This is a genomic window from Myxococcus sp. CA023, from assembly GCF_010998615.1.
Taxonomy (GTDB): Bacteria; Myxococcota; Myxococcia; order Myxococcales; family Myxococcaceae; genus Myxococcus.
Genome location: NZ_JAAEAH010000124.1, coordinates 1 through 18,019 on the forward strand (window position 1 = coordinate 1; position 18,019 = coordinate 18,019).

Here is an 18,019-nt window from a genome sequence, read left to right on the forward strand (position 1 = left end):
CCCCCAAGCAGGTGCCCCCACCCACGAGCCGGCTGCCCCTCTCCGTGCTCCGGCCGCCGGTCCTGGTGGGCCGCGAGCCCGAGTGGGCGCGGATGGAGGCCGCCTGGGAGGCGGGGCAGACCATCTTCATCTCGGGCGAGCCGGGCGTGGGCAAGACGCGCCTGGCCCATGACTTCGCGGCGTCGCGGGGCAGCTACCTGCTGCTGGAGGCGCGGCCCGGCGAACAGAGCGTGCCCTACTCCTCGCACGTGCGGCTGGTGCGGCAGATGCTGGCCCGGGTGCCTGATCCAAGCCTGCCGAGCTGGGTGCGGCGCGAGCTGGCGCGCCTGCTGCCGGACCAGGCCGGGCAAGAAGGCCTGCCCCCGCCCATGGCGGACGAGGCCGACCGCAGCCGCTTCCTGGAAGCGCAGTGCCAGCTCGTCTACCAGCTCGCGGACAGCGTGGACGCCATGGTGGCCGACGACCTCCAGTTCATGGACAGCGCCACCACGGAGTTCGCGGTGCTGATGCTGTCGCGCCGCCACGCGCCCGAGCCCGGCGGCCGTTTCCCGCGCTTCATCGACACCTACCGGACGGATGAGCTGTCGCCCCAGGCCGCCGTCTTCGTCCAGCAATTGGTGACCGCGGGGCTGGCCATCCTGGTGGAGCTGCAGCCCCTGGGCTCCGCGGCGGTGGGCGCGCTGCTCCAAAGCCTGGAGCTTCCCGGCGCGGAGAAGCTGGTGCAGGACGTGACGCGGCACACCGGCGGAAACCCGCTCTTCATCACCGAGACACTGAAGTACCTGCTGGAGACCGGCGGCCTGGAACGCGGCTGGCCCGAACACGTCCCCGCCTCCGGCCGGGGCCAGCAGCTCATCCAGCAGCGGCTGGAGCGGCTGTCCCCGTCCGCGCTGCTGGTGGCCCGGCTGGCGGCGCTGGCGAAGACGGACTTCACGCTGGAGCTGGCCAGCGAGGTGCTGGAGATGAACCCGCTGGCGCTCGTCACGCATGTGGCGGAGCTGGAAGGCGCGCAGATTCTGAGGGGCGAGCGCTTCACCAATGACTTGCTCTTCGAGGTGGTGCGCCAGGGCGTCCCCGGAGCGCTGGGCACGCTGCTCCACCGCCGGCTCGCCGTGGCCCTGGAGCAGCGCGGCGCCGCGCCCGTCGTCGTGGCCCAGCACTGGCTGGACGGGCACGAGCCACGCCGCGCGGCCCCCTTCCTCGTCTCCGCCGCCAACGCGGAGACCGCCGCCCTGCGCCACCTGGAGGCCGCCCTGCTCTATCACCGCGCCGCCGCGCTGCTGGACGAGACGGGCCACGCCGACGAAGCGGCGCTCGTGAGGGGCCGCGTGCGCAACATCCCCACCGCGTAGCCGGCTCGGCTCAGCGAGGTGCCGCCGTCACCTCGCGCGCCGCGTAGGGCTCCACCACCAGGAAGGCACTCAGGGCGTTGAGCGGCGTGAAGGCCATTGTGAAGATTTCCCAAGCAGCGCGTCCCGATTTTGCCTGTTACGCGCGAGCGAGCGCGGACGCATATTCCGTTCCACCGAGCAGTGACAACACCCCAAGGCCAGGAGAGCACCCCTCATGATTCCCGTTCGCGGCTATGCCGCCCAGGACGCCAAGTCCCCCCTCGCCCCGTTCCAGTTCGAGCGCCGCGAGCCAGGCCCCAGCGACGTGCAGATTGAAATCCTCTACTGCGGCGTCTGCCACTCCGACCTGCACCAGGCGCGCGACGAATGGGGCGGCTCCCTGTTCCCCATGGTTCCAGGCCACGAAATCATCGGCCGCGTGGTCCGCGTGGGGGACCAGGTGAAGAAGGTCAAGGTCGGGGACATGGCCGGCGTCGGCTGCCTGGTCGACTCCTGCCGCACCTGCCCCAGCTGCCAGGAAGGCCTGGAGCAGTACTGCGAGAAGGGCAACGTCCAGACGTACAACGCCAAGGCGAAGGACGGGAAGACGCTCAACCAGGGCGGCTACAGCGAGGCCATCGTCGTGGACGAGGCCTTCACGCTGAAGATTCCGGAGAACCTGGACCCGGCCGCCGCCGCGCCGCTGCTGTGCGCCGGCATCACCACGTATTCGCCGCTGCGGCACTGGAAGGTGCAGCCGGGTCAGCGCGTGGGCGTGGTGGGCCTGGGCGGACTGGGCCACATGGGCGTGAAGCTGGCCAAGGCCATGGGCGCCCACGTCACCGTCTTCAGCCACACCGACCGCAAGAAGCAGGACGCCGCGCGCCTGGGCGCCGACGCCGTCGTGGTCTCCTCGAACAAGGAGGAGATGGCCGCGCAGACGGGCAGGTTCGACTTCATCCTGGACACCGTCTCCGCGCAGCACGACCTCAACGCGTACCTGCGGCTGCTGCGACGGGACGGCCACCTGGTCCTCGTCGGCGCCCCGGAGAAGCCGCTCGACGTCCGCCCCTTCTCCCTCATCCCCACGCGGCGGAGCTTCTCGGGCTCGATGATTGGGGGTATCCAGGAAACACAGGAAATGCTAGACTTCTGCAGCAAGCACAACATCGTCTCCGACATCGAGCTGATTTCCATCCAGCAGGTGAACGACGCCTACGAGCGGCTGCTGAAGGGAGACGTGAAGTACCGGTTCGTCATCGACCTCGCGAGTCTGCGGAAGTAGCCGCCCGGGAGCTCCGGCTCCCACCTCGCGGGACAACAGCCGATAGGCAACGACTGCCCCGGCTCGAAGTCGCGCCCCGCCCACCGGCCTTGGAGGGCAGGACAGTGCACGCCATTGCACATCGTCCTGCCCCACTGGTCAGGTGCCTGCTCGCCGTTCGGTGCGAATTCTCAGAGCATGACTACGACGATTGCGCAGGCCGGTTTCGTGAAGGTGACGTCCCCGTACCCCGAAGAGCAAGAGTTGCTGGATCCGGCGCTCGCCGCCCCCACGCCCCAGAAGGCAGCCCAGCTTCGCCAGAAGGCGAGCCATTGGCTCAGCCGCGCACAGAAGGAGCTGCACGACGCCATCTTCGCGCGGGACGGCTCGGAGGCCGGACTGGACCGTTATGCCAGCGCCCGCGCGGAGCTCGACTCGGCGGAGACGTGGGCCCTGCGCGTCGCGGAAGCCTTCTCCATGCGCCGTGATTGACGACGAGCCGGGAGCCCCGGCGCCGGACCGCGACGCCGGGCACTCCAGCGGACGTCACGCCACCCGGGCGGGAGCCTCGGTCCGTTCGGCCTGGGCGCCCTCCGGCAGCGGTACCGGCAGCGGCACCGGCGCGGGGCGCGGGCCGTAGGGGAAGTAGTCCTTGAGCTTCAACATGTGCTTCTCGAAGAGGTTCCAGCTCACCAGCGCGAGCCCCAGCGAGAGCCCCGCGGCCACCACGTAGAACACCAGCTGCATGGGCATGTCCGAGCCCGCCACCGTCTTCAGCGGCGTCTTCAGCACCGTGCGGCGCAGGATGGCGTCCAGCGGCGAGTGGATGAGGTAGATGGCGTAGCTGTACTTGCCGAAGGTGAGCAGCAGCCGCGCCGTGAGGAAGCGGTACAGGACGTGGCCCTTGGAGACGGCCACCGCCTTGTACACGCACACGGCGTAGAGCACGGCGATGGCGGTGTAGCCACCCGTGCGCTTCACCAGCTCGAAGGTGGGGCCCACCGGCAGCACCACCAGCGCGAGCACCACCGGCACCGAGGCCCAGGCCGCCCAGCGCATCCACGGGAACGCCTTCAGGCCCAGCCCTTCCGGGTGGCGCAGCGCCATCGCGAGCAGGCCGCCCATCGCCAGCGAGTCCACGCGGCAGAACGTCACCACGTAGGTGCTCTCGATGCTGGCCCCGTACAGCGTGAGCCCCACGCGCACCAGGATGGCCATGGCGATGGTGCCCAGGCACAACCGGATGGCGCCCCGGTACGACACCGCGGCGATGAGGAAGGGCCAGACGATGTAGAACTGCTCTTCGATGGCCAGCGACCACACCACGCCGAGGATGGGGTGCGTGGTGTCTACCCACAGTTGGTAGAAGTTGGAGAAGTACAGCAGGTACCAGACGGCGCCGTCGGTGGTGATGCGCTCGTCCAGGCCCAGTCGGCCCGCCAGCGACGGCAGCACCAGGAACGACACCGCCAACGCCAGGTAGTAGAGCGGGAAGATGCGCAGGAAGCGGCGCATGTAGAAGTTGCGGAAGAAGTACGGCTGCCCCTTCGCCTCCCAGAGGATGCCGGTGATGAGGAAGCCGGAGAGGACGAAGAACAGGTCCACGCCCGTCCATCCGGCGCCGGCCAGCCACCACGTCACGCGTCCCGCCACGCTCTGGTCGCTCAGGTGGGTCGTGTGGAAGAACACCACCAGCAGGACGGCGAGGCCCCGCACACCGTCCAGCACGGGCAGGTGGCCCTGCAGGCGCGGAGCGTGCGCCGTGGGTGCACCCACACGGCCAGAGTTCAAGGACATGAAAGTTCTCTTACCAACAACGACTGTCATCCAACAAGACCACCACCCGGCGTGCGTGGGATTGCGGTGTGGGGTGTCCGTCCTGCCACCAGGTAGCCAGGCGCGGGAAAAACGCACGCGCGCGTGAAACTCCCGGGCCGCCCGTGACACCTTGGTGCCGTGGCCCTCCTTTCCGCGATGAAAATGGTGCTGGCAGGTGCGCCCCCGTCCGACACGGACCGGGAGCGGACGCTGCTGCGCCGGGCGCGCACAGGTGACCCCGCGGCCTTCCGCTGGCTGTTCGAACGGCACGCCGCGGGGGTGTGGCGCTTCTTGAAGGACTTGCTGCGCGACGAGGCCGCGGCGGACGAAGCCACGCAGGAGACCTTCGTCCGCGCCCATGCGCGGCTGGGCGCGCTTCGCGACGAGGACCGGCTGGGGGCGTGGCTGCTGGGCATCGCCCGGCACGTGTACCTGGAGTCGCTGCGGCACCGAGGCACCCACGTGGACATGGACGATGAAGTCCATGGCAGCCAGGTGGAGGCGGTGCTGCCCACGCCCACGCCGGAGGACCTGCTCCTGGACCGGGAACTGGAAGGATTGCTGGCGGGCGCGCTGGGGACGCTGCGCGAGGACCGGCGCGCGGCGCTGCTGCTGCGCATCGACCACGGCCTGCCCTACGAGGAGATTTCAGCGGTGATGGGCTGGTCGCTCCAGAAGGTGAAGAACGAAATCCACCGCGCACGGCTCCAACTGCGCGAGCACCTGGCCGCACACGTTGGAGGCCACTCATGAGCGCTTGCCGCGAAACCGAACTGGACGCGCTGCTGGCCGACGAACTCTCCCCCGAGGACACCGCGCGGGTCCGCGCACACGCCCAGGCCTGCCCCGCCTGTCAGCACGCGCTGAGCTGGCTGCGCGCGGAGCGTGGGTGGATGGCGCAGCGAGCGCGGCGCATGCCGGCGCGGCCCGCCCTGGACTTCGCCGCGTTGGAGTCCCGGCTGCGAAAGCCCGTGGTGCCCACCGCCCCGAAGGTCAGCTGGATGCACTGGGGGAAGATGCTGACCGCGGCCCTGGCGTCGGTGGCCTTCGTGGGCATCACCACGCTCCAGGTGACGCGCCTCCCAAGCGCCGACGAGCCCTGGACCCGGAACGACGCGCTCACCACCGCCACCTGGGCCGTCGACTGGTGTGACGACCCTTCACGGGAGGCCGTGGCGGCGCTGGAAGCCCGCGTGGGGGCGTGCCTGGTGGCCTCCCCCCTGATAACCCTGCGCTGACGCCGGCCGCGGTGACCTACGGCGCCGGGGGCAGCTGGCGCTCTGCGTGCTCGACGGCCTCCACCGCATCCACCAGGCCGTTGCCGTAGTTCGGATCCCACCCGGCCGGCCCCAAATCCCGGGCCGTCTCGAGCAGGGCTTTGCGGACCTTCTCCGCATCGAGCTGCTGGGGATTCAGGCTCCACACCAGGGCCGCCACCCCGGCCACGTGTGGCGTCGCCATGGAGGTGCCCGTCTGCAGCGTGTAGTCCAGACCGGTGACGTCCAACGTCACGTCCTGCCCCATGAGCTCGCGGAGCACGTTGGCTGACTCCAAGGACACGGAGACGGTGGGCACCCACAGCTTGGACGGCCCGTTGAGCGTGAAGTTGCCCGTGCCCTCCTCGGCGGTGTGGTTGCCGATGATGACGGCCTTCGCTCCGGCGCGAACGGCGTTGCGCACCTTCTCCTCGAAGAGGATGCCGCCGCCGCGGTCAACATAGGCGACGAAGCCATCACAGGTGGCGGCCTCTCCACAGTCGGAGATGCTGCCGCCCAGGCCGCAGTCCACCATCCGCCCCGAATAGGCGCCCACGGCCGAGAACTCCAGGGGATTGGACGCGAACTGCTGGCCGCTCGCGGCCACCTCGCCATACGGGGCCCCGCCGATGATGGTGGCGCTCAACACGCCCACGCCTGGGGCCACCAGGTTGATGCCCTGGCCGTACTGGGAGAAGGTGGCCCACTCCCCCGAGAAGGTCACCGCGCCCACGCCCACCACGGAGTCGTACCCGGCCGGGAAGGACACCTCGCCCGCGCCGGAGTTGCCCGTCGCCGCGATGGCCAGCACTCCATTCGCCTTGGCCTGGTTGAAGGCCAGCTCCTCGGCCTCGTTCTTCGACACGGCGCCCAGCGACAGCGACACGATGTTTGCCCCCTGCTCCTGGCACCACTGGAGCGCGGCGATGACATTCAGGGTGTCGCCCGTGCCGCGCTCGTTCAGCACGCGGGCGATCAGCAGCGACGCGGTGGGGGCCACGCCCACCGTTCCGTTGGGGTCCTCGCCCAGCCGCACCCGGCCACCCCCGCCCAGCTGCGCGGCGATGGTGGCCGCGGTGTGCGTGCCGTGTCCGCCGCCCCACAGCAGCACGTTGCCCTTCGAGTCCACCTTCGCGTCCAGCGCCAGCGAGTTGGCGGACCCGCTGATGAAGTCCTTGCCTCCGATGAAGGCGGCCTGCAGCTCCGGGTGGCGGTTGTCCCAGCCACTGTCGATGACGCACACCTTGATGCCCGTGCCCGAAGGCCGGCCCTCGTCGAGGACACCGTCGTCGTTGAAATCCCAGACCTTGTTGGCCCGCACCATCTTCAGGCCGTCGGTGTACTCCCCCACGGAGCCCACGGTGTTGGGGGGCGGCCGCGGCTCCGCGCCCAGCCACGCCTGCGCGGGCAGCGGTGGCCGCGACATGCCGAGCGCGTACACCGGACGGTTGGGCGACACCGACACCACGTCCGGATTCCGGGCGAGCGCCGCGCGCGCCTCGGGAGACACCCGGGCGGACAGCATGTTCAGTGACGGGACGCGCTGCTTCACCTGGCCTCCAGCGCGCGTCACCTCGTTGGCGAAAGCATCCGTGTTGGCCTGCGCGGAGGCGAAGACGCGCTGCCGGAAGGCGATGATGACGTCCTCCCCGCCATCGTCCGTCAGGGCCGCCTCGCTTCGCGCCGCGGACACCACCGTCGGCAACTGGGACGCCCCCTCGGTACCGGGGCACGCCTTGGGCTCCTGCTCCGAGCCACATGCCATCAGCCCCCCGACCAGACCCAGCCAGACGCAACGCTTCATTTCACGCTCCTCGAGTGCCCGTCCAGCAGGCGTCGTACGTCACGGCGCGGCTGATGGATTTCCAGGGACGCGCATGAACGGGAGGACACCTGATTCCGTTCCCGGAGCGCAAGTTAACCACGCCAGCGAATCGGCCGCTCGCGCCCCTGTTCGTGGAAGGACGTGCCCGGCGAGCAGCCGGCAGGGGAGCGTTCGCCCTTTCACGCCTCGGCCGGATCCACGCCGAAAAGGCGGAGCGCATCGGCGGCATAGACGTCCAGCTGCCGCTGCGTCTCCGCGGCGTCCCAGCCCAACCGGGGCGCCATGACTTCGGCCGCCACACGCGCGGCCGCATGCCCCTGGTCGCGCGTCTCGAACGCCACCTTGAGGCGGCGGATGAGCAGGTCCGACAGGGTGTGCACCAGTTCGTGGGTGACACCCCAGGCGGCCTCGGCGGCCCGGTAGGGAAGCCCCTCGGCGAGCGGCCGGGACAACGTGGCGTCCTCTCGCGTCAGGGCCCACACGCGGCGCCAGCGGCTGCCATAGGCACGCACCAGGTGGACGGCTGTAGCGTCGTCTCCCACCTCGGCGCGCGCCGCGGCGAACTCGGCGTCCAGCGCGCGGATGTCTCCACCCGGCAGGGGCAACGCATCCGTGGGCGAGCGACGACGAGGCTGGCCCAGGCGGCGCTCCACGGCGTCCACCACGTCGCGCGCCATGACGCGGTAGGTGGTGAGCTTGCCACCGCTGATGGCGAGCACGCCGGAGGGGCTCACGTCGATGGCGTGCTCGCGGCTGGCACTGCCCGCGTCGGCCTGCGTGCCGTGATAGCCGCTGGCCACCAGGGGACGGATGCCGGCCCACGCGCTCACCACGTCCGCGCGAGTGAGGCGCGCCTCGGGGAAGAAGGCATTGGCGGACTCCAGCAGGTAGGCCACGTCGGACTCGCTGGCGCGGACCTCCGCGGGGTGCGCGCGCGTGGACGTCTCCGTGGTGCCGATGATGGTGAAGTTGTCGGCGGGCAGCACGAACATCACCCGGCCGTCCTTGGGGGACAGCAGCGTGAAGGCGTCGCGGTGGTTGATGCGCTCGCGCGGCACGGCGAGGTGGACGCCCTTGCTGCCGCGCACGGCCGGGCTCGTCCCATTCGGCGCATCCAGTCGGCGGATTTCATCACTCCACGGGCCCGTGGCGTTGACGATGACCCGTGCGCGCACGGTGACTTCCCCGCCGGTGAGGTGGTCCACCACCGTCGCGCCGTGCGCCTGTCCCTGCTCCAGGACGAGCGCCTTCACGGAGGCGTGGTTGAGGACGACGGCTCCCGCCTCGGACGCGCCCACGGCATTGGCCAGGGTGAGGCGCGCGTCGTCCGTGGCCGCATCGTAGTAGCGGGCACCACCCTTGAGGTGGTCGGTGCGCAGGCCGGGCTCGGCCGCGTGGACCTGCCGGGCGTTGAGCCGCCGGTAGCCCTTCACGTTCCGGAAGAGGGAGAGGGCGTCGTAGAGCATGAGGCCCGCGTTGAGCTTCCAGCGGGGCACGCGGGCGCCCGCGTACACGGGCCAGATGAAGGCGAGCGGACGCACCAGGTGCGGAGCGAGCCGCAGCAGGCGTTGGCGCTCGATGCTGGATTCGAAGACGAGGCCCAGGTGGCCGTGCTCCAGGTAGCGGAGGCCGCCGTGGATGAGCCGGGACGAGCGGCTGGAGGTGCCACTGGCGAAGTCGTCACGCTCGACGAGCGCCACCTTGAGGCCCCGGAGCGAGGCATCCCGCGCCGAGCCCGCGCCAGTGACACCGCCCCCGATGATGAGGACGTCGAAGGTCTCCGTGGCCAGGGCCCGCAGGCGAGCTGCGCGGGACGGAGGCGGGGGCACATCTGCTTCGGAGACAACACGGCTGAGCGCGACGGATTCAGAACGCACGGCACAAGTGTAGCGGCGTTGGCCGGCGAGGGCAGCGGAAACCAATGCGCTGCGTCAAGCGCGCTACACGGGGCGAGGCGACATGTGTCCGCGAGACACCCATCCGAGGGGGGACGGTGCCTTGCGCGTCCGGATGAAGACAGATAGGAGGCGGCCGACCCCTCCCCTCACCCCCGGGCTCCACGGCCTTGTTGAACCCCCACGACCGACGCGACCTGGCCAGCCTGGGACTGATGGTCCTGGTGTACGGGCTCGTGGTGGCGCCGGTGCTGCACGCGGTGGTGGAGCACAGCGATGGTGGTCATCACCACCCCCATGCCCATTCACACCCGCACGGGCGCGCCCACGCGCACGGTGCGAGGAACGAGCACGCACACCGTGGCGATGAGGGCGCGGGGGACCCCGCACCCGACGGTGAGCGGAAGAGCGGGCACGAGCACCTGACGGGCTCCGTGGAGCACCTGCAGGCGGTCGCGCTGACCTGGGCGGTGATGAAGCTGCCGCGGGTGCGTGAAGTGTCGTGGTTGGCGGAGCTCCAGCGAGGCTCCACGAGGGCCCCCGGCTCCGCGGTGCGCCCGACGGCGATGCCCCAGGGCCCGTAGCCGTCATCACCCTCGCACAGCCAACGCAGGGAGCCACGCGTGCGGGGCACGCATGGGTCCGTGTGTCCTGCTTGCTGACTCACTTCTAAACCCGTCCCGGTGGGGTCACTCCCTGAGGCGTCGAGTGCCGCGCGAGGTCCGAGCGTGAGCAAGACGCCGCAGCATGGGGCCTGCGCCGCCGTGTGTCCGTACGTGCCCGTGCTCCTCGTTGCCGCAATGTCGTCGTGTGTCCTCGCCCTGTCGCCCTCGAATCGTCCGCCAGATGCGGCACGAGAGCCATCTCCCGCGTCCGAACGGGCCGCGGCAGGCATGGGCACGAGCGCACATGACGACGTGCCGCCCTCCGTAAGCACGGAGCACGAAACATCTGGCTGGTCAGCAGACACCCAGGCCGAGGAGTCCCCATCCACCGCGCAGACCGCCGACGCCCCCTCGTCGGAGGCAAGCTCCCGTCCTCTCCCCTCGGAGCAGGAGGCATCCCTCACCAGCGCATCCGACCTCGAGGCCAAGGAGCCGCCGTCAAAGTCCACGGTGGTGCGCGGTGCGCGTCCCGCGCAAAGCGCGTCCGAGGTGACACTGGGCCGGGACATCCTGGACGCGGCGCCACGCAGGAACGCGGTGGACCTCCTGCGAGCCGTCCCTGGCCTCGTGGCCTCGCAACACAGCGGAGAGGGCAAGGCCCAGCAGCTCTTCCTCCGAGGCTTCGACGCACTGCACGGCCAGGACGTGGAACTCGACGTCGGTGGCCTGCCAGTGAACGAGGTGAGCCACATCCACGCGCTGGGCTACGCGGACATCAACTTCGTCATCCCAGAGGTCGTGCAGGCGCTCGAAGTGACGGAAGGTTCCTACCGCGCCGCGCAGGGCGACTTCGCCGTCGCGGGAACCGTCCGCATGGACCTGGGCGTCGCCGAGCCCGGCGTCCACCTCTCTGGCACGCTGGGCCAGTACGGCCAGCGCCGGCTCGTGGCCACGGTGCGGCCGGGAGACGACGCGGGAACCTTCGCCGCGGTGGAGCTGGGTGAAGGCAGAGGCTTCGGCGCGCAGCGAGGCTACGGCCGCGCCTCGCTCCTCGCCCAGGCCAACGCGACACTCGGAGATGGGCTGACGGTCCGCGCACTCGCAGGCAGCTACGTCACGCGCTTCGACTCCCCGGGCGTGGTGCGCGAGGACGACCTGCTTTCGGGCCGCAGCGACTTCTTCTCCGCCGCCCTGGGCCGACAGGGCGGCTCGGTGTCACGGCACCAATTGCTGCTCGGCGTGGACCTGCCGCGCACGGGGAACGGGCGCACGAAGCTGGAGGTCTTCGGCATCCTCTCGGACCTGCGGCTGCGCAACAACTTCACTGGCTTCCGTGTCGACGAGCGCGGTGACGGCCTGGAGCAGACGAACAACGCCACCACGCTGGGCGCCCGCGCCGAGCATCGGAGGTCCGTGACGGCCTTCGGTCGCCCGGTCGCGCTGGAGCTGGGACTGGGCGCACGGCGAGACAGCGTGGAGCAGACGCAGCGGCGCTACCGCGAATCCGACGGCACCTTCTTCTCCGACGAGATTGACGCGGCCTTCACCCAGACAGACGTCTGGGGCTGGGCCGAGGCCCGCATGCCGCTGGGCCGCTGGAGCTTCCGGTTGGGGGGGCGCGCGGACGCGTTGGGCGTGGAGGTCTTCGACGCGCTCGCCTTCCGGGACCCGCGCTACTACGACGGACAGGGCTATTCGCGCAGTGCCTTCGGCGTCCACCTGGGCGCGAAGGCTGGCGTGGAGTACGCGCTGGGTGATGACGCGGACGCCTGGCGCCTGTTCGCCAGCTACGGTGACGGCTTCCGCTCGCCGCAGGCACGCAGCCTCTCGGAGGGCGAGCGCGCCCCCTTCGTCTCCATCCGAGGCGCGGAGCTGGGCTCGCGCAAGGACGGCGAGCACTGGGCCCTGCAGCTCAGCCTCTTCGGCTCGCAGGTGGACAACGACTTCTTCTTCGACCACACCGTGGGCACGACTGTGTACACGGGCCAGACGCTGCGCTCGGGCGTCTCCGCCGCGCTCCAGGCCCGTCCACTGCCAGGGCTCGTCACGTCGGTCAGCGCCACGTTCGCCCACGCCTACGTGCGAGCCTCGGACACGCTGCTGCCCTACTTCGCGCCCTTCGTCGCGCGCGCCGACGTGGGTTGGGACGGCCCACTGACCTGGACGGGGTTCGGCGGTAGCACGCTGTCTCTGGGCACAGGGCTCACCTTCATCGGTCCACGCCCGCTGCCCTTCAGCGAGCGCAGCGCCACCGTGTTCCTCGCGGATGCGCACGTCGCCATCCGCCGGGGCGAGCTGGGGCTGAGGCTGGAGGTCTCGAACCTGCTCGACGCGCGCTGGAGGGATGGCGAGTTCGTCTACGGCTCGCGCTTCGACCCTGCCGCCGCGGCGAGCCTCGTCCCGGCAAGACATTTCACCGCGGGGTCGCCTCGGATGGCCTCGCTCTCCCTGGAGGTCCACCTATGAATCGCAGACACATCCTCACCCGCGCGCTGGCCCTGGCCGCCGCGGCCACGGTCCTAAGCGGCTGTGGCAGCGAAGCGGAGCGGCGCACCTTTCCCGTGGAGGTGACGTCCACGCCCATGACAGGCGCCAATGAGCGAGGCTGGACGGTGACGGTGGAGTCCGCGCACCTCTCCGTCGGCCCGGTGCGCTTCTTTGAAGGCCGCGCGCTGACGGCCCGCCGCTTCGACTGGTACACGCTCATCGGCGGCACGGCCCACGCGCACCCCGGACACTACTCACCGGGCGACGCGCTGGCCGAGCTGCTGACCACCCGCACCGTGGACCTGCTCACCGGCGCCACGCTGGGCGACGCGAGCGCGGTGACCGGCGAGTACGGCTCCCTGGAGCTGACGCTGACGGCCCCCACGCATGCCACCGACGCCCAGGGCGTGCTGAGCGGACAGGCGATGCGCGTTCGCGGCACGGCGCGCAACGCGGAGGGCGTCGAGCGGCGTTTCGACGCGCTGACGAGCCTGCCCAAGCCCATTCAGGGCGTGCGCTTCGAGAAGTCGCTGGGGATGGAGGCGGGCCGTGTGCGCATCGCCGTGAAGCTGGGGACGTGGCTGGGCCGTATTGACTTCGCCACCGCGACCGATTTGGACGCGGATGGCGTCTACACCTTCCCCGCCGACAGCCAGGCGCAGAACGCGCTGGTGCGCGGCGTGGAAGACACCACTGCCTACGTCGTGACGTGGGTGGAAGGAGCTGCGCAATGAAGAAGTGGATGCTGGGGCTTTCCTGTCTGGGACTGATGGCGTGCAGCGACGGCGCGGGCACGGTGACGTTCACCACCTATGGCGAGGACTACATCGAGAAGGAGATTCCCGCGGCCGTGGGTGGCGAGGATGGCATCGTGGACGGCTGGACGGTGCGCTTCAGCAAGTTCCTCGTGGTGCTCGGCGAGGTGAAGGTCGGCAACCACGACGAGACCGCCATCGAGATGACACAGGCGCGGGTATTCGACGTGCACAAGCCCGGCCCGGTGGTGGTGGAGACGTTCCGCGACGTGCCGGCCCAGGAGTGGGACCACGTCAGCTTCGCCATCGCGCCCAACGCCAACGCGGTTGCAGGCAACGCGGACGCCGCGGACGTCACGCGGATGAAGGACGGCGGCTACTCCGTCTACATGGAGGGCACGGCGACCAAGGGCGAGCAGACCAAGCGCTTCGCCTGGGGCTTCACCACCAACACCGTCTACGAGCACTGCGAGAGCCCGGGCCTGGGCGCGGGCGTAACGGTGCCCAAGGACGGCGAGGAGACGGTGCAGCTCACCATCCACGGCGACCACCTCTTCTTCGACGACCTGCAGTCACCGGACGCGAAGATGCGCTTCGACGCGCTGGCCGCCGCGGACAGCATGGGCATCGCGGGTCCCGACGGAGAGGTGACGCTCGAGGAACTGGCGGCGGTGGACCTGACGGAGCTGCCGTCTGGGCAGTACGGCACGGGTGGCGTGGGCAACGTACAGACGCTGCGCGACTTCGTCACGGCGCTGACGCGCAACCTGGGGCACTACCGCGGCGAAGGTGAGTGCGAGCCCCGGGCGCGCTGACCACACGGTGGGATGCTGGCGCGGTGGCACGAACAGCCGGCCACCGCGCCAGCATGAGCCCCCAGGCCCAGGGCCGACCCTCCCTGGGCCTGGAGTCTTCAAAGGCTCAGCTCTTGTTGTGCGAGGAGCCAGACGAGTTCGCCGCGGAGTTCCCCCCCGTCGAGTTGTTCCCGCTGTTGTTGCTCCCGCCGTTCGGGTTGTTGCCCGACTGCCGAGGGCTGTTGGGGTTCATTTGGTTGGAGCGGTTGTCCTGCGACGCCTTGTGCGCGGGGTTGTTGGGATTCTTGGAGTTGGCGCGCTGGTCGTTCTGGTTCTTGCCGCTGTCCTTGCTCATGGACCTACCTCGGGAGTCCCCAAGCGAAAGTGCCGGGGAGGCCTGAAACTAGGAAGCGGCCCAGGTGGAAACACTCGTGCGGAGGTGTTCGTCCGGTGTCGGGAAGCACACGACATCGCTCGGTGTCGGCCACGGAATGCGCGAGCCGCGGCTTTGCCGGATGCGGCGGCGAGCAAGGGTGCCTACCTCGTGCCCAAGGAGGTGACGCGGCGTGAGGACGGTCACGTACGAGCGCAGTGGGCGAACGAACACGGGCGCACAGGCGCTCCGGCTGGAAGGAATGAAGCACCTGAAGGTGCTGGAGCAGGGTGAGGTGGTCAGCGAGCGCGACCTCACGGGAGCGGAAATCCAGCGCCTGGGCCCGCTCTTCGAACAAGCCAGCCGCGCCCCGGCCCCCGTCGTCATGGTTCCGCAGGCAGGTGGGCCAGACGGTCTCGCGGTGACGCTCGCGTTCGAGGACGAAGAGTCTCCTCGCGTGCGCGTCGCGGCCGAGCGACTTCCAGCCCAGGGCGCTGGCCCCCTCTATGACACCCTGCTCGAGGAGCTGGACCGCCTGCTGACGACCGAGCTGCATGCCCGGGCTCCGCGTCGCGCACACGCGGTGCTGCCGCACCAGTTGCGCGAAGAAGAGCAGTAGCGCCTCAGGGCCCGACGCCTCGTGCCGCCTGTCCAGGTAAGCCGCCCATCGGGCGGGTAGGAGCGAGCCCGTAGCCGGGGTTGCTGCCGAGCTCGGCTTCTGTGAAGACAGGAGCATGAGGCGTGTGCAGTTGTCCGTGCATCGCACGGTGGGAGAAGCACGGCTTCTGGCGGGTGCGCTGGAAGCCATGGGAGTTGCGGTTGAGGTGCGCGGAGAAGCCCTTGCCCCGTTAAGCGGCGAGATTCCGAGCGCGGAGACCTGGATAGAACTGTGGGTGGAGCCGCGAGACCTCGAGCACGCGAAAGGCCTCCTGGCGGAGCTCCAGGAGAATCAAGAGCACGCCGAGCGGTCGGTGGAGTGTCCACGGTGCCGCGAAGAGAACCCCGGCAACTTCGAGCTGTGTTGGAGCTGTGGCCTGGAGCTGCCCTCGGGGCTACGTCCAAGATTGCGGGCAGTGTAGTAGCGGGATGCATGGTGAGGCGGAGCGCGCCTCCAGGAGAATCGGAAGTGCAGGAAGCAGAGGGAGCGCGTCGCCGCAGGCTGAACCGGGGGACCCGAAGCCTGCTCATCGTGTGCACCGTGGTGACGCTCATCCACCTCATTCCGCTTCTCATCCCCAGGAACGTGCCCGAGCAGCGGCTGTTCATCGCACGGGCCATGTCGAGCGTGTCGCAGCGTGTCCCTTTCCTGCGGCCGCTGAAGGACGACGCCAAGGCCACGCCGGCCGAGCTGAGAGAGGCCGCGACGCTGCTGCTGGATGGTGCGCCAGATGACGCCCATGCGCTGGCCCTGGAGGCGGAGCGCCGGAATCCCCAGGAGGTCGAAACCCAGCTCCTGCTGGCGAGAATCTGCGACGTCGAGCGGATGAGCCGGTGTGTGAGCACGGCCCTGTCACGAGCAGAGACGCTGGCCCCACGAGACGCGCGGCCGGACCTGCTCCGAGCGGAGCTACAAGAGAAGGACGGGGACGTCGTGGGCGCGGCCGAGGCGATGGAGCGGGCGCATGGAAAGGCGCCCGGCGACCCGCTGATCGGGCTGCGTTACGTCCACCTGCTGAGCGCGGCGAAGCGGGGCGAAGAGGCGCTGGCCGTCCTCCGAGAGCTTGAAGGGAGCCTGCCGCATGCCAGGCTCTTGGTGGAACAAGGCCGGGTGCACAGCCGGGAAGGGCACGACGCCGAAGCGGTGAAGCTCTTCCGCGCGGCGGTGGCCGAGGACCCGAAGCTCAGCATGGGCTTCTTCGAGCTCGGGCTCGCCTGGCATCGGCTGGGCAAGGTGGACACCGCGGAAGAGGCCTTGCGCCAGGCGGACCGGCTGGACCGGGCAGACCCCAAGGCGCTGGCGGCCCTCTGCGCGATTCAGGTCAAGGAGCGGCGCATCGACGATGCCCGGCTCACGAGAATGGACCTCGAGCGGCGCTTTTCCGGCCAGCCGGAGCTGATTCGGAAGTCCTGCAGCATCCCCTGACGCGAAGGGGCCGGAGACTTACTCCCGAGGCTCGATGCCGCGGATCTGTCGAAGCATGCGGGCGGAGGCCTTCACCTCGACGTCCACGGCTCCATCGACGCGCTCGGTGCGCACGACGGCCTGCAAGTAGGGAACCGCCTCCGCATCACGCTCTTGATGGAAGAGCAACTCCCCCAAAGCGAAGCGAGCCCGCGTAAGTAGGACGATGTCCTCGGCGGCGACAGCGGCATCAATGGCATCGCTGAGAGCGGACTCGGCCATCTCGGGCTGGTTCCGGGCGAGCAGCTCACGAGCACGCTGGATGTGTTCGTCGACGTTCATGCGGAGGGAGCAGGGTTCAACCAGGTAGGGACGCAGGCCGCCTCGCCGGGATATGGGTGACGGCCCATGGACGAGAAGCGAATCGCCGAGCTGGAAATCCGCTACATGCACCAGCAGGAACTGCTGCAGGAGCTCAGCGGCGTGCTGTACGAGCAGCAAAAGGTCATCGACCAGCTGCGAGCAGAGGTGGACCGGCTCAAGCAGAAGCTGGAAGCCGAGCCCGGCCTGGTGGACGCCCGTCATGACGAGCGTCCACCGCATTACTGAGGCTCAGAACTTGTAGCCGAGCCGCAGACCAATGGTCGGGTTGGGCTCCAGGTAACCCACCTCGAGACCAATGCTCGCGGCCTTGCCCTGAAGGCCAAAGCCAAACGCGGCATGCGCCCGGAAGGTGTCGCCACGGCCAAACACGAGCCAGGGACCGACCATGCCTTCGATGTAGACGCCGGACTTGGCGAGGTTCGCACGCAGGACCAGGTCCAACGGAACACCGATGTTGTTGCCCTCGGTGATGAGCATTGCACCGAACCGAGCCCCAACAGACAGCGGCCCCGCGAGCGGCGTCTCAACGCCCAGCGTGAAGTTGAAGACCGCGCTGTCATCAATCCAATAATCAGCCCCAAGCCCGACACGGACCGCGGCCTCTGAGTTCGTGGGAACGAGGAAGAGGCCGGCCGCGAGCAGCGCGCCAAGGCAAGGACGAAGCAGCTTCATTCGAGAGGCTCCTCTCAACACAGCGGGGGAGCACACACTCAACCAAGCCGAACGCGGCAATGCCAGCCACACGGAGATCCAAATCGTCGAAGGCAGTCGCAGCGGAAGGCAGCGACTCACAGCGGACGGAGGACGTTCACTGCAACACGACGAGCGACTCAAGCACCCGCGTCGCAGCTGTGGAACCGGTTGGCGTTGTGAAGGGAGCGGCGCGAGCCGAGCACCTGCTGGTGCTGGCCACCACGGCGGCCCTGCTGGCGGTGGGGGGCGTGCGCCGGCTGCGCGCGCGGCGCCTGGCCCAGCGCCCGCGGTGACGCCCCGAAACCCAACACGCCCAAAACAGAAAACCCCCGGTGTCCACGAGGGACACCGGGGGTTTCTCAAAAAGAATCCGGCAGCGACCTACTCTCCCGCGCGGTTTCCCGCGAAGTACCATCGGCTCTGGAGGGCTTAACTTCCGTGTTCGGGATGGGAACGGGTGGGACCCCTCCGACATAG

Annotated in this window: 19 protein-coding genes and 1 rRNA gene; 13 read left to right on the forward strand and 7 right to left on the reverse strand. The window is 69.5% G+C overall.

Annotation, left to right across the window (positions count from 1 at the left end; genetic code table 11):
- The 3 genes from F8M74_RS35245 to F8M74_RS35255 form a co-directional block, all read left to right on the forward strand.
- Window positions 1-1,352, forward strand: a 1,352-nt coding sequence (locus F8M74_RS35245; RefSeq protein ID WP_141341830.1) for an AAA family ATPase, incomplete at its 5' end; no start/stop codon positions are given.
- Window positions 1,353-1,566: 214 nt separating this feature from the next.
- Complete coding sequence (locus F8M74_RS35250; protein WP_141258214.1) at window positions 1,567-2,616, forward strand: NAD(P)-dependent alcohol dehydrogenase; 1,050 nt, start codon at window positions 1,567-1,569, stop codon at window positions 2,614-2,616.
- Between the two features lie 177 nt (window positions 2,617-2,793).
- Complete coding sequence (locus F8M74_RS35255) at window positions 2,794-3,087, forward strand: FruA-associating protein, FapA (protein WP_090495641.1); 294 nt, start codon at window positions 2,794-2,796, stop codon at window positions 3,085-3,087.
- A gap of 54 nt (window positions 3,088-3,141) precedes the next feature.
- On the opposite strand, the gene F8M74_RS35260 is transcribed toward F8M74_RS35255, so the two are convergent.
- Window positions 3,142-4,392, reverse strand: coding sequence for an acyltransferase (locus F8M74_RS35260; RefSeq protein WP_141258215.1), 1,251 nt, complete (start codon window positions 4,390-4,392; stop codon window positions 3,142-3,144).
- Window positions 4,393-4,551: 159 nt separating this feature from the next.
- Between F8M74_RS35260 and F8M74_RS35265 the strand changes: the two genes are divergently transcribed.
- Together F8M74_RS35265 and F8M74_RS35270 are read left to right on the forward strand one after the other, a co-directional pair.
- Entirely contained in the window at window positions 4,552-5,166 is a 615-nt protein-coding gene (locus tag F8M74_RS35265; protein WP_141258216.1) for an RNA polymerase sigma factor, read from the forward strand.
- Complete coding sequence (locus tag F8M74_RS35270; RefSeq protein WP_141258217.1) at window positions 5,163-5,651, forward strand: anti-sigma factor; 489 nt, start codon at window positions 5,163-5,165, stop codon at window positions 5,649-5,651. Before F8M74_RS35265 ends, F8M74_RS35270 begins: the two co-directional genes overlap by 4 nt.
- Before the next feature lie 16 nt (window positions 5,652-5,667).
- Here the strand turns inward: F8M74_RS35270 and F8M74_RS35275 are convergent, their stop codons facing one another.
- Window positions 5,668-7,473 carry a S8 family serine peptidase gene (locus F8M74_RS35275; protein WP_141258218.1) on the reverse strand — a complete coding sequence of 602 codons (1,806 nt, stop codon included), beginning with the start codon at window positions 7,471-7,473 and terminating at the stop codon, window positions 5,668-5,670.
- A 200-nt stretch (window positions 7,474-7,673) separates the two neighbouring features.
- Window positions 7,674-9,371: a glycerol-3-phosphate dehydrogenase gene (glpD, locus tag F8M74_RS35280; RefSeq protein WP_141258219.1), complete on the reverse strand. Its 1,698-nt coding sequence runs from the start codon at window positions 9,369-9,371 to the stop codon at window positions 7,674-7,676.
- A 188-nt stretch (window positions 9,372-9,559) separates the two neighbouring features.
- Here glpD and F8M74_RS35285 point away from each other — a divergent pair, with 188 nt between their 5' ends.
- The 4 genes from F8M74_RS35285 to F8M74_RS35300 all read left to right on the forward strand — a co-directional run bounded on the left by F8M74_RS35285 (window position 9,560) and on the right by F8M74_RS35300 (window position 14,051).
- Window positions 9,560-9,973, forward strand: coding sequence for a hypothetical protein (locus tag F8M74_RS35285; protein ID WP_163973481.1), 414 nt, complete (start codon window positions 9,560-9,562; stop codon window positions 9,971-9,973).
- Window positions 9,974-10,117: 144 nt separating this feature from the next.
- Window positions 10,118-12,460 (forward strand): TonB-dependent receptor, encoded by a 2,343-nt coding sequence (locus tag F8M74_RS35290; protein WP_141258220.1) that lies wholly within the window; start codon window positions 10,118-10,120, stop codon window positions 12,458-12,460.
- Complete coding sequence (locus F8M74_RS35295; protein ID WP_141258221.1) at window positions 12,457-13,215, forward strand: hypothetical protein; 759 nt, start codon at window positions 12,457-12,459, stop codon at window positions 13,213-13,215. Before F8M74_RS35290 ends, F8M74_RS35295 begins: the two co-directional genes overlap by 4 nt.
- Window positions 13,212-14,051: a hypothetical protein gene (locus tag F8M74_RS35300; RefSeq protein ID WP_141258222.1), complete on the forward strand. Its 840-nt coding sequence runs from the start codon at window positions 13,212-13,214 to the stop codon at window positions 14,049-14,051. The genes F8M74_RS35295 and F8M74_RS35300 overlap by 4 nt, the downstream gene beginning before the upstream one ends.
- Before the next feature lie 106 nt (window positions 14,052-14,157).
- On the opposite strand, the gene F8M74_RS35305 is transcribed toward F8M74_RS35300, so the two are convergent.
- Window positions 14,158-14,385, reverse strand: a complete 228-nt coding sequence (locus tag F8M74_RS35305; RefSeq protein ID WP_141258223.1) for a hypothetical protein — start codon at window positions 14,383-14,385, stop codon at window positions 14,158-14,160.
- Window positions 14,386-14,596: 211 nt separating this feature from the next.
- Here F8M74_RS35305 and F8M74_RS35310 point away from each other — a divergent pair, with 211 nt between their 5' ends.
- From F8M74_RS35310 to F8M74_RS35320, 3 genes are all read left to right on the forward strand, one after another.
- Window positions 14,597-15,022, forward strand: coding sequence for a hypothetical protein (locus F8M74_RS35310; protein WP_141258224.1), 426 nt, complete (start codon window positions 14,597-14,599; stop codon window positions 15,020-15,022).
- A 115-nt stretch (window positions 15,023-15,137) separates the two neighbouring features.
- Entirely contained in the window at window positions 15,138-15,482 is a 345-nt protein-coding gene (locus tag F8M74_RS38715; protein WP_141258225.1) for a hypothetical protein, read from the forward strand.
- Between the two features lie 11 nt (window positions 15,483-15,493).
- Entirely contained in the window at window positions 15,494-16,486 is a 993-nt protein-coding gene (locus tag F8M74_RS35320) for a lipopolysaccharide assembly protein LapB (protein WP_141258226.1), read from the forward strand.
- Between the two features lie 18 nt (window positions 16,487-16,504).
- Here the strand turns inward: F8M74_RS35320 and F8M74_RS35325 are convergent, their stop codons facing one another.
- On the reverse strand, window positions 16,505-16,807 hold the full coding sequence (locus tag F8M74_RS35325) for a hypothetical protein (protein ID WP_090495654.1): 303 nt from the start codon (window positions 16,805-16,807) through the stop codon (window positions 16,505-16,507).
- A gap of 66 nt (window positions 16,808-16,873) precedes the next feature.
- Here F8M74_RS35325 and F8M74_RS35330 point away from each other — a divergent pair, with 66 nt between their 5' ends.
- On the forward strand, window positions 16,874-17,074 hold the full coding sequence (locus F8M74_RS35330; protein ID WP_002640911.1) for a SlyX family protein: 201 nt from the start codon (window positions 16,874-16,876) through the stop codon (window positions 17,072-17,074).
- A gap of 3 nt (window positions 17,075-17,077) precedes the next feature.
- On the opposite strand, the gene F8M74_RS35335 is transcribed toward F8M74_RS35330, so the two are convergent.
- Together F8M74_RS35335 and rrf are read right to left on the reverse strand one after the other, a co-directional pair.
- A complete protein-coding gene (locus F8M74_RS35335; protein ID WP_171410521.1) occupies window positions 17,078-17,521 on the reverse strand; it encodes a hypothetical protein in 444 nt (147 codons plus the stop codon).
- A gap of 389 nt (window positions 17,522-17,910) precedes the next feature.
- Window positions 17,911-18,019 (reverse strand): 5S ribosomal RNA (gene rrf, locus F8M74_RS35345); the annotation flags it as partial.

What these genes read in the sequence shown, in the direction of transcription:
- F8M74_RS35250 (WP_141258214.1), top strand. Translation starts at nt 1,567, where the DNA reads ATGATTCCCGTTCGCGGCTATGCCGCCCAGGACGCCAAGTCCCCCCTC.
- F8M74_RS35255 (WP_090495641.1), top strand. Translation starts at nt 2,794, where the DNA reads ATGACTACGACGATTGCGCAGGCCGGTTTCGTGAAGGTGACGTCCCCG.
- F8M74_RS35260 (WP_141258215.1), bottom strand. Translation starts at nt 4,392, where the DNA reads ATGTCCTTGAACTCTGGCCGTGTGGGTGCACCCACGGCGCACGCTCCG.
- F8M74_RS35270 (WP_141258217.1), top strand. Translation starts at nt 5,163, where the DNA reads ATGAGCGCTTGCCGCGAAACCGAACTGGACGCGCTGCTGGCCGACGAA.
- F8M74_RS35275 (WP_141258218.1), bottom strand. Translation starts at nt 7,473, where the DNA reads ATGAAGCGTTGCGTCTGGCTGGGTCTGGTCGGGGGGCTGATGGCATGT.
- F8M74_RS35295 (WP_141258221.1), top strand. Translation starts at nt 12,457, where the DNA reads ATGAATCGCAGACACATCCTCACCCGCGCGCTGGCCCTGGCCGCCGCG.
- F8M74_RS35300 (WP_141258222.1), top strand. Translation starts at nt 13,212, where the DNA reads ATGAAGAAGTGGATGCTGGGGCTTTCCTGTCTGGGACTGATGGCGTGC.
- F8M74_RS35305 (WP_141258223.1), bottom strand. Translation starts at nt 14,385, where the DNA reads ATGAGCAAGGACAGCGGCAAGAACCAGAACGACCAGCGCGCCAACTCC.
- F8M74_RS38715 (WP_141258225.1), top strand. Translation starts at nt 15,138, where the DNA reads ATGAGGCGTGTGCAGTTGTCCGTGCATCGCACGGTGGGAGAAGCACGG.
- F8M74_RS35320 (WP_141258226.1), top strand. Translation starts at nt 15,494, where the DNA reads ATGGTGAGGCGGAGCGCGCCTCCAGGAGAATCGGAAGTGCAGGAAGCA.
- F8M74_RS35325 (WP_090495654.1), bottom strand. Translation starts at nt 16,807, where the DNA reads ATGAACGTCGACGAACACATCCAGCGTGCTCGTGAGCTGCTCGCCCGG.
- F8M74_RS35330 (WP_002640911.1), top strand. Translation starts at nt 16,874, where the DNA reads ATGGACGAGAAGCGAATCGCCGAGCTGGAAATCCGCTACATGCACCAG.
- F8M74_RS35335 (WP_171410521.1), bottom strand. Translation starts at nt 17,521, where the DNA reads ATGAAGCTGCTTCGTCCTTGCCTTGGCGCGCTGCTCGCGGCCGGCCTC.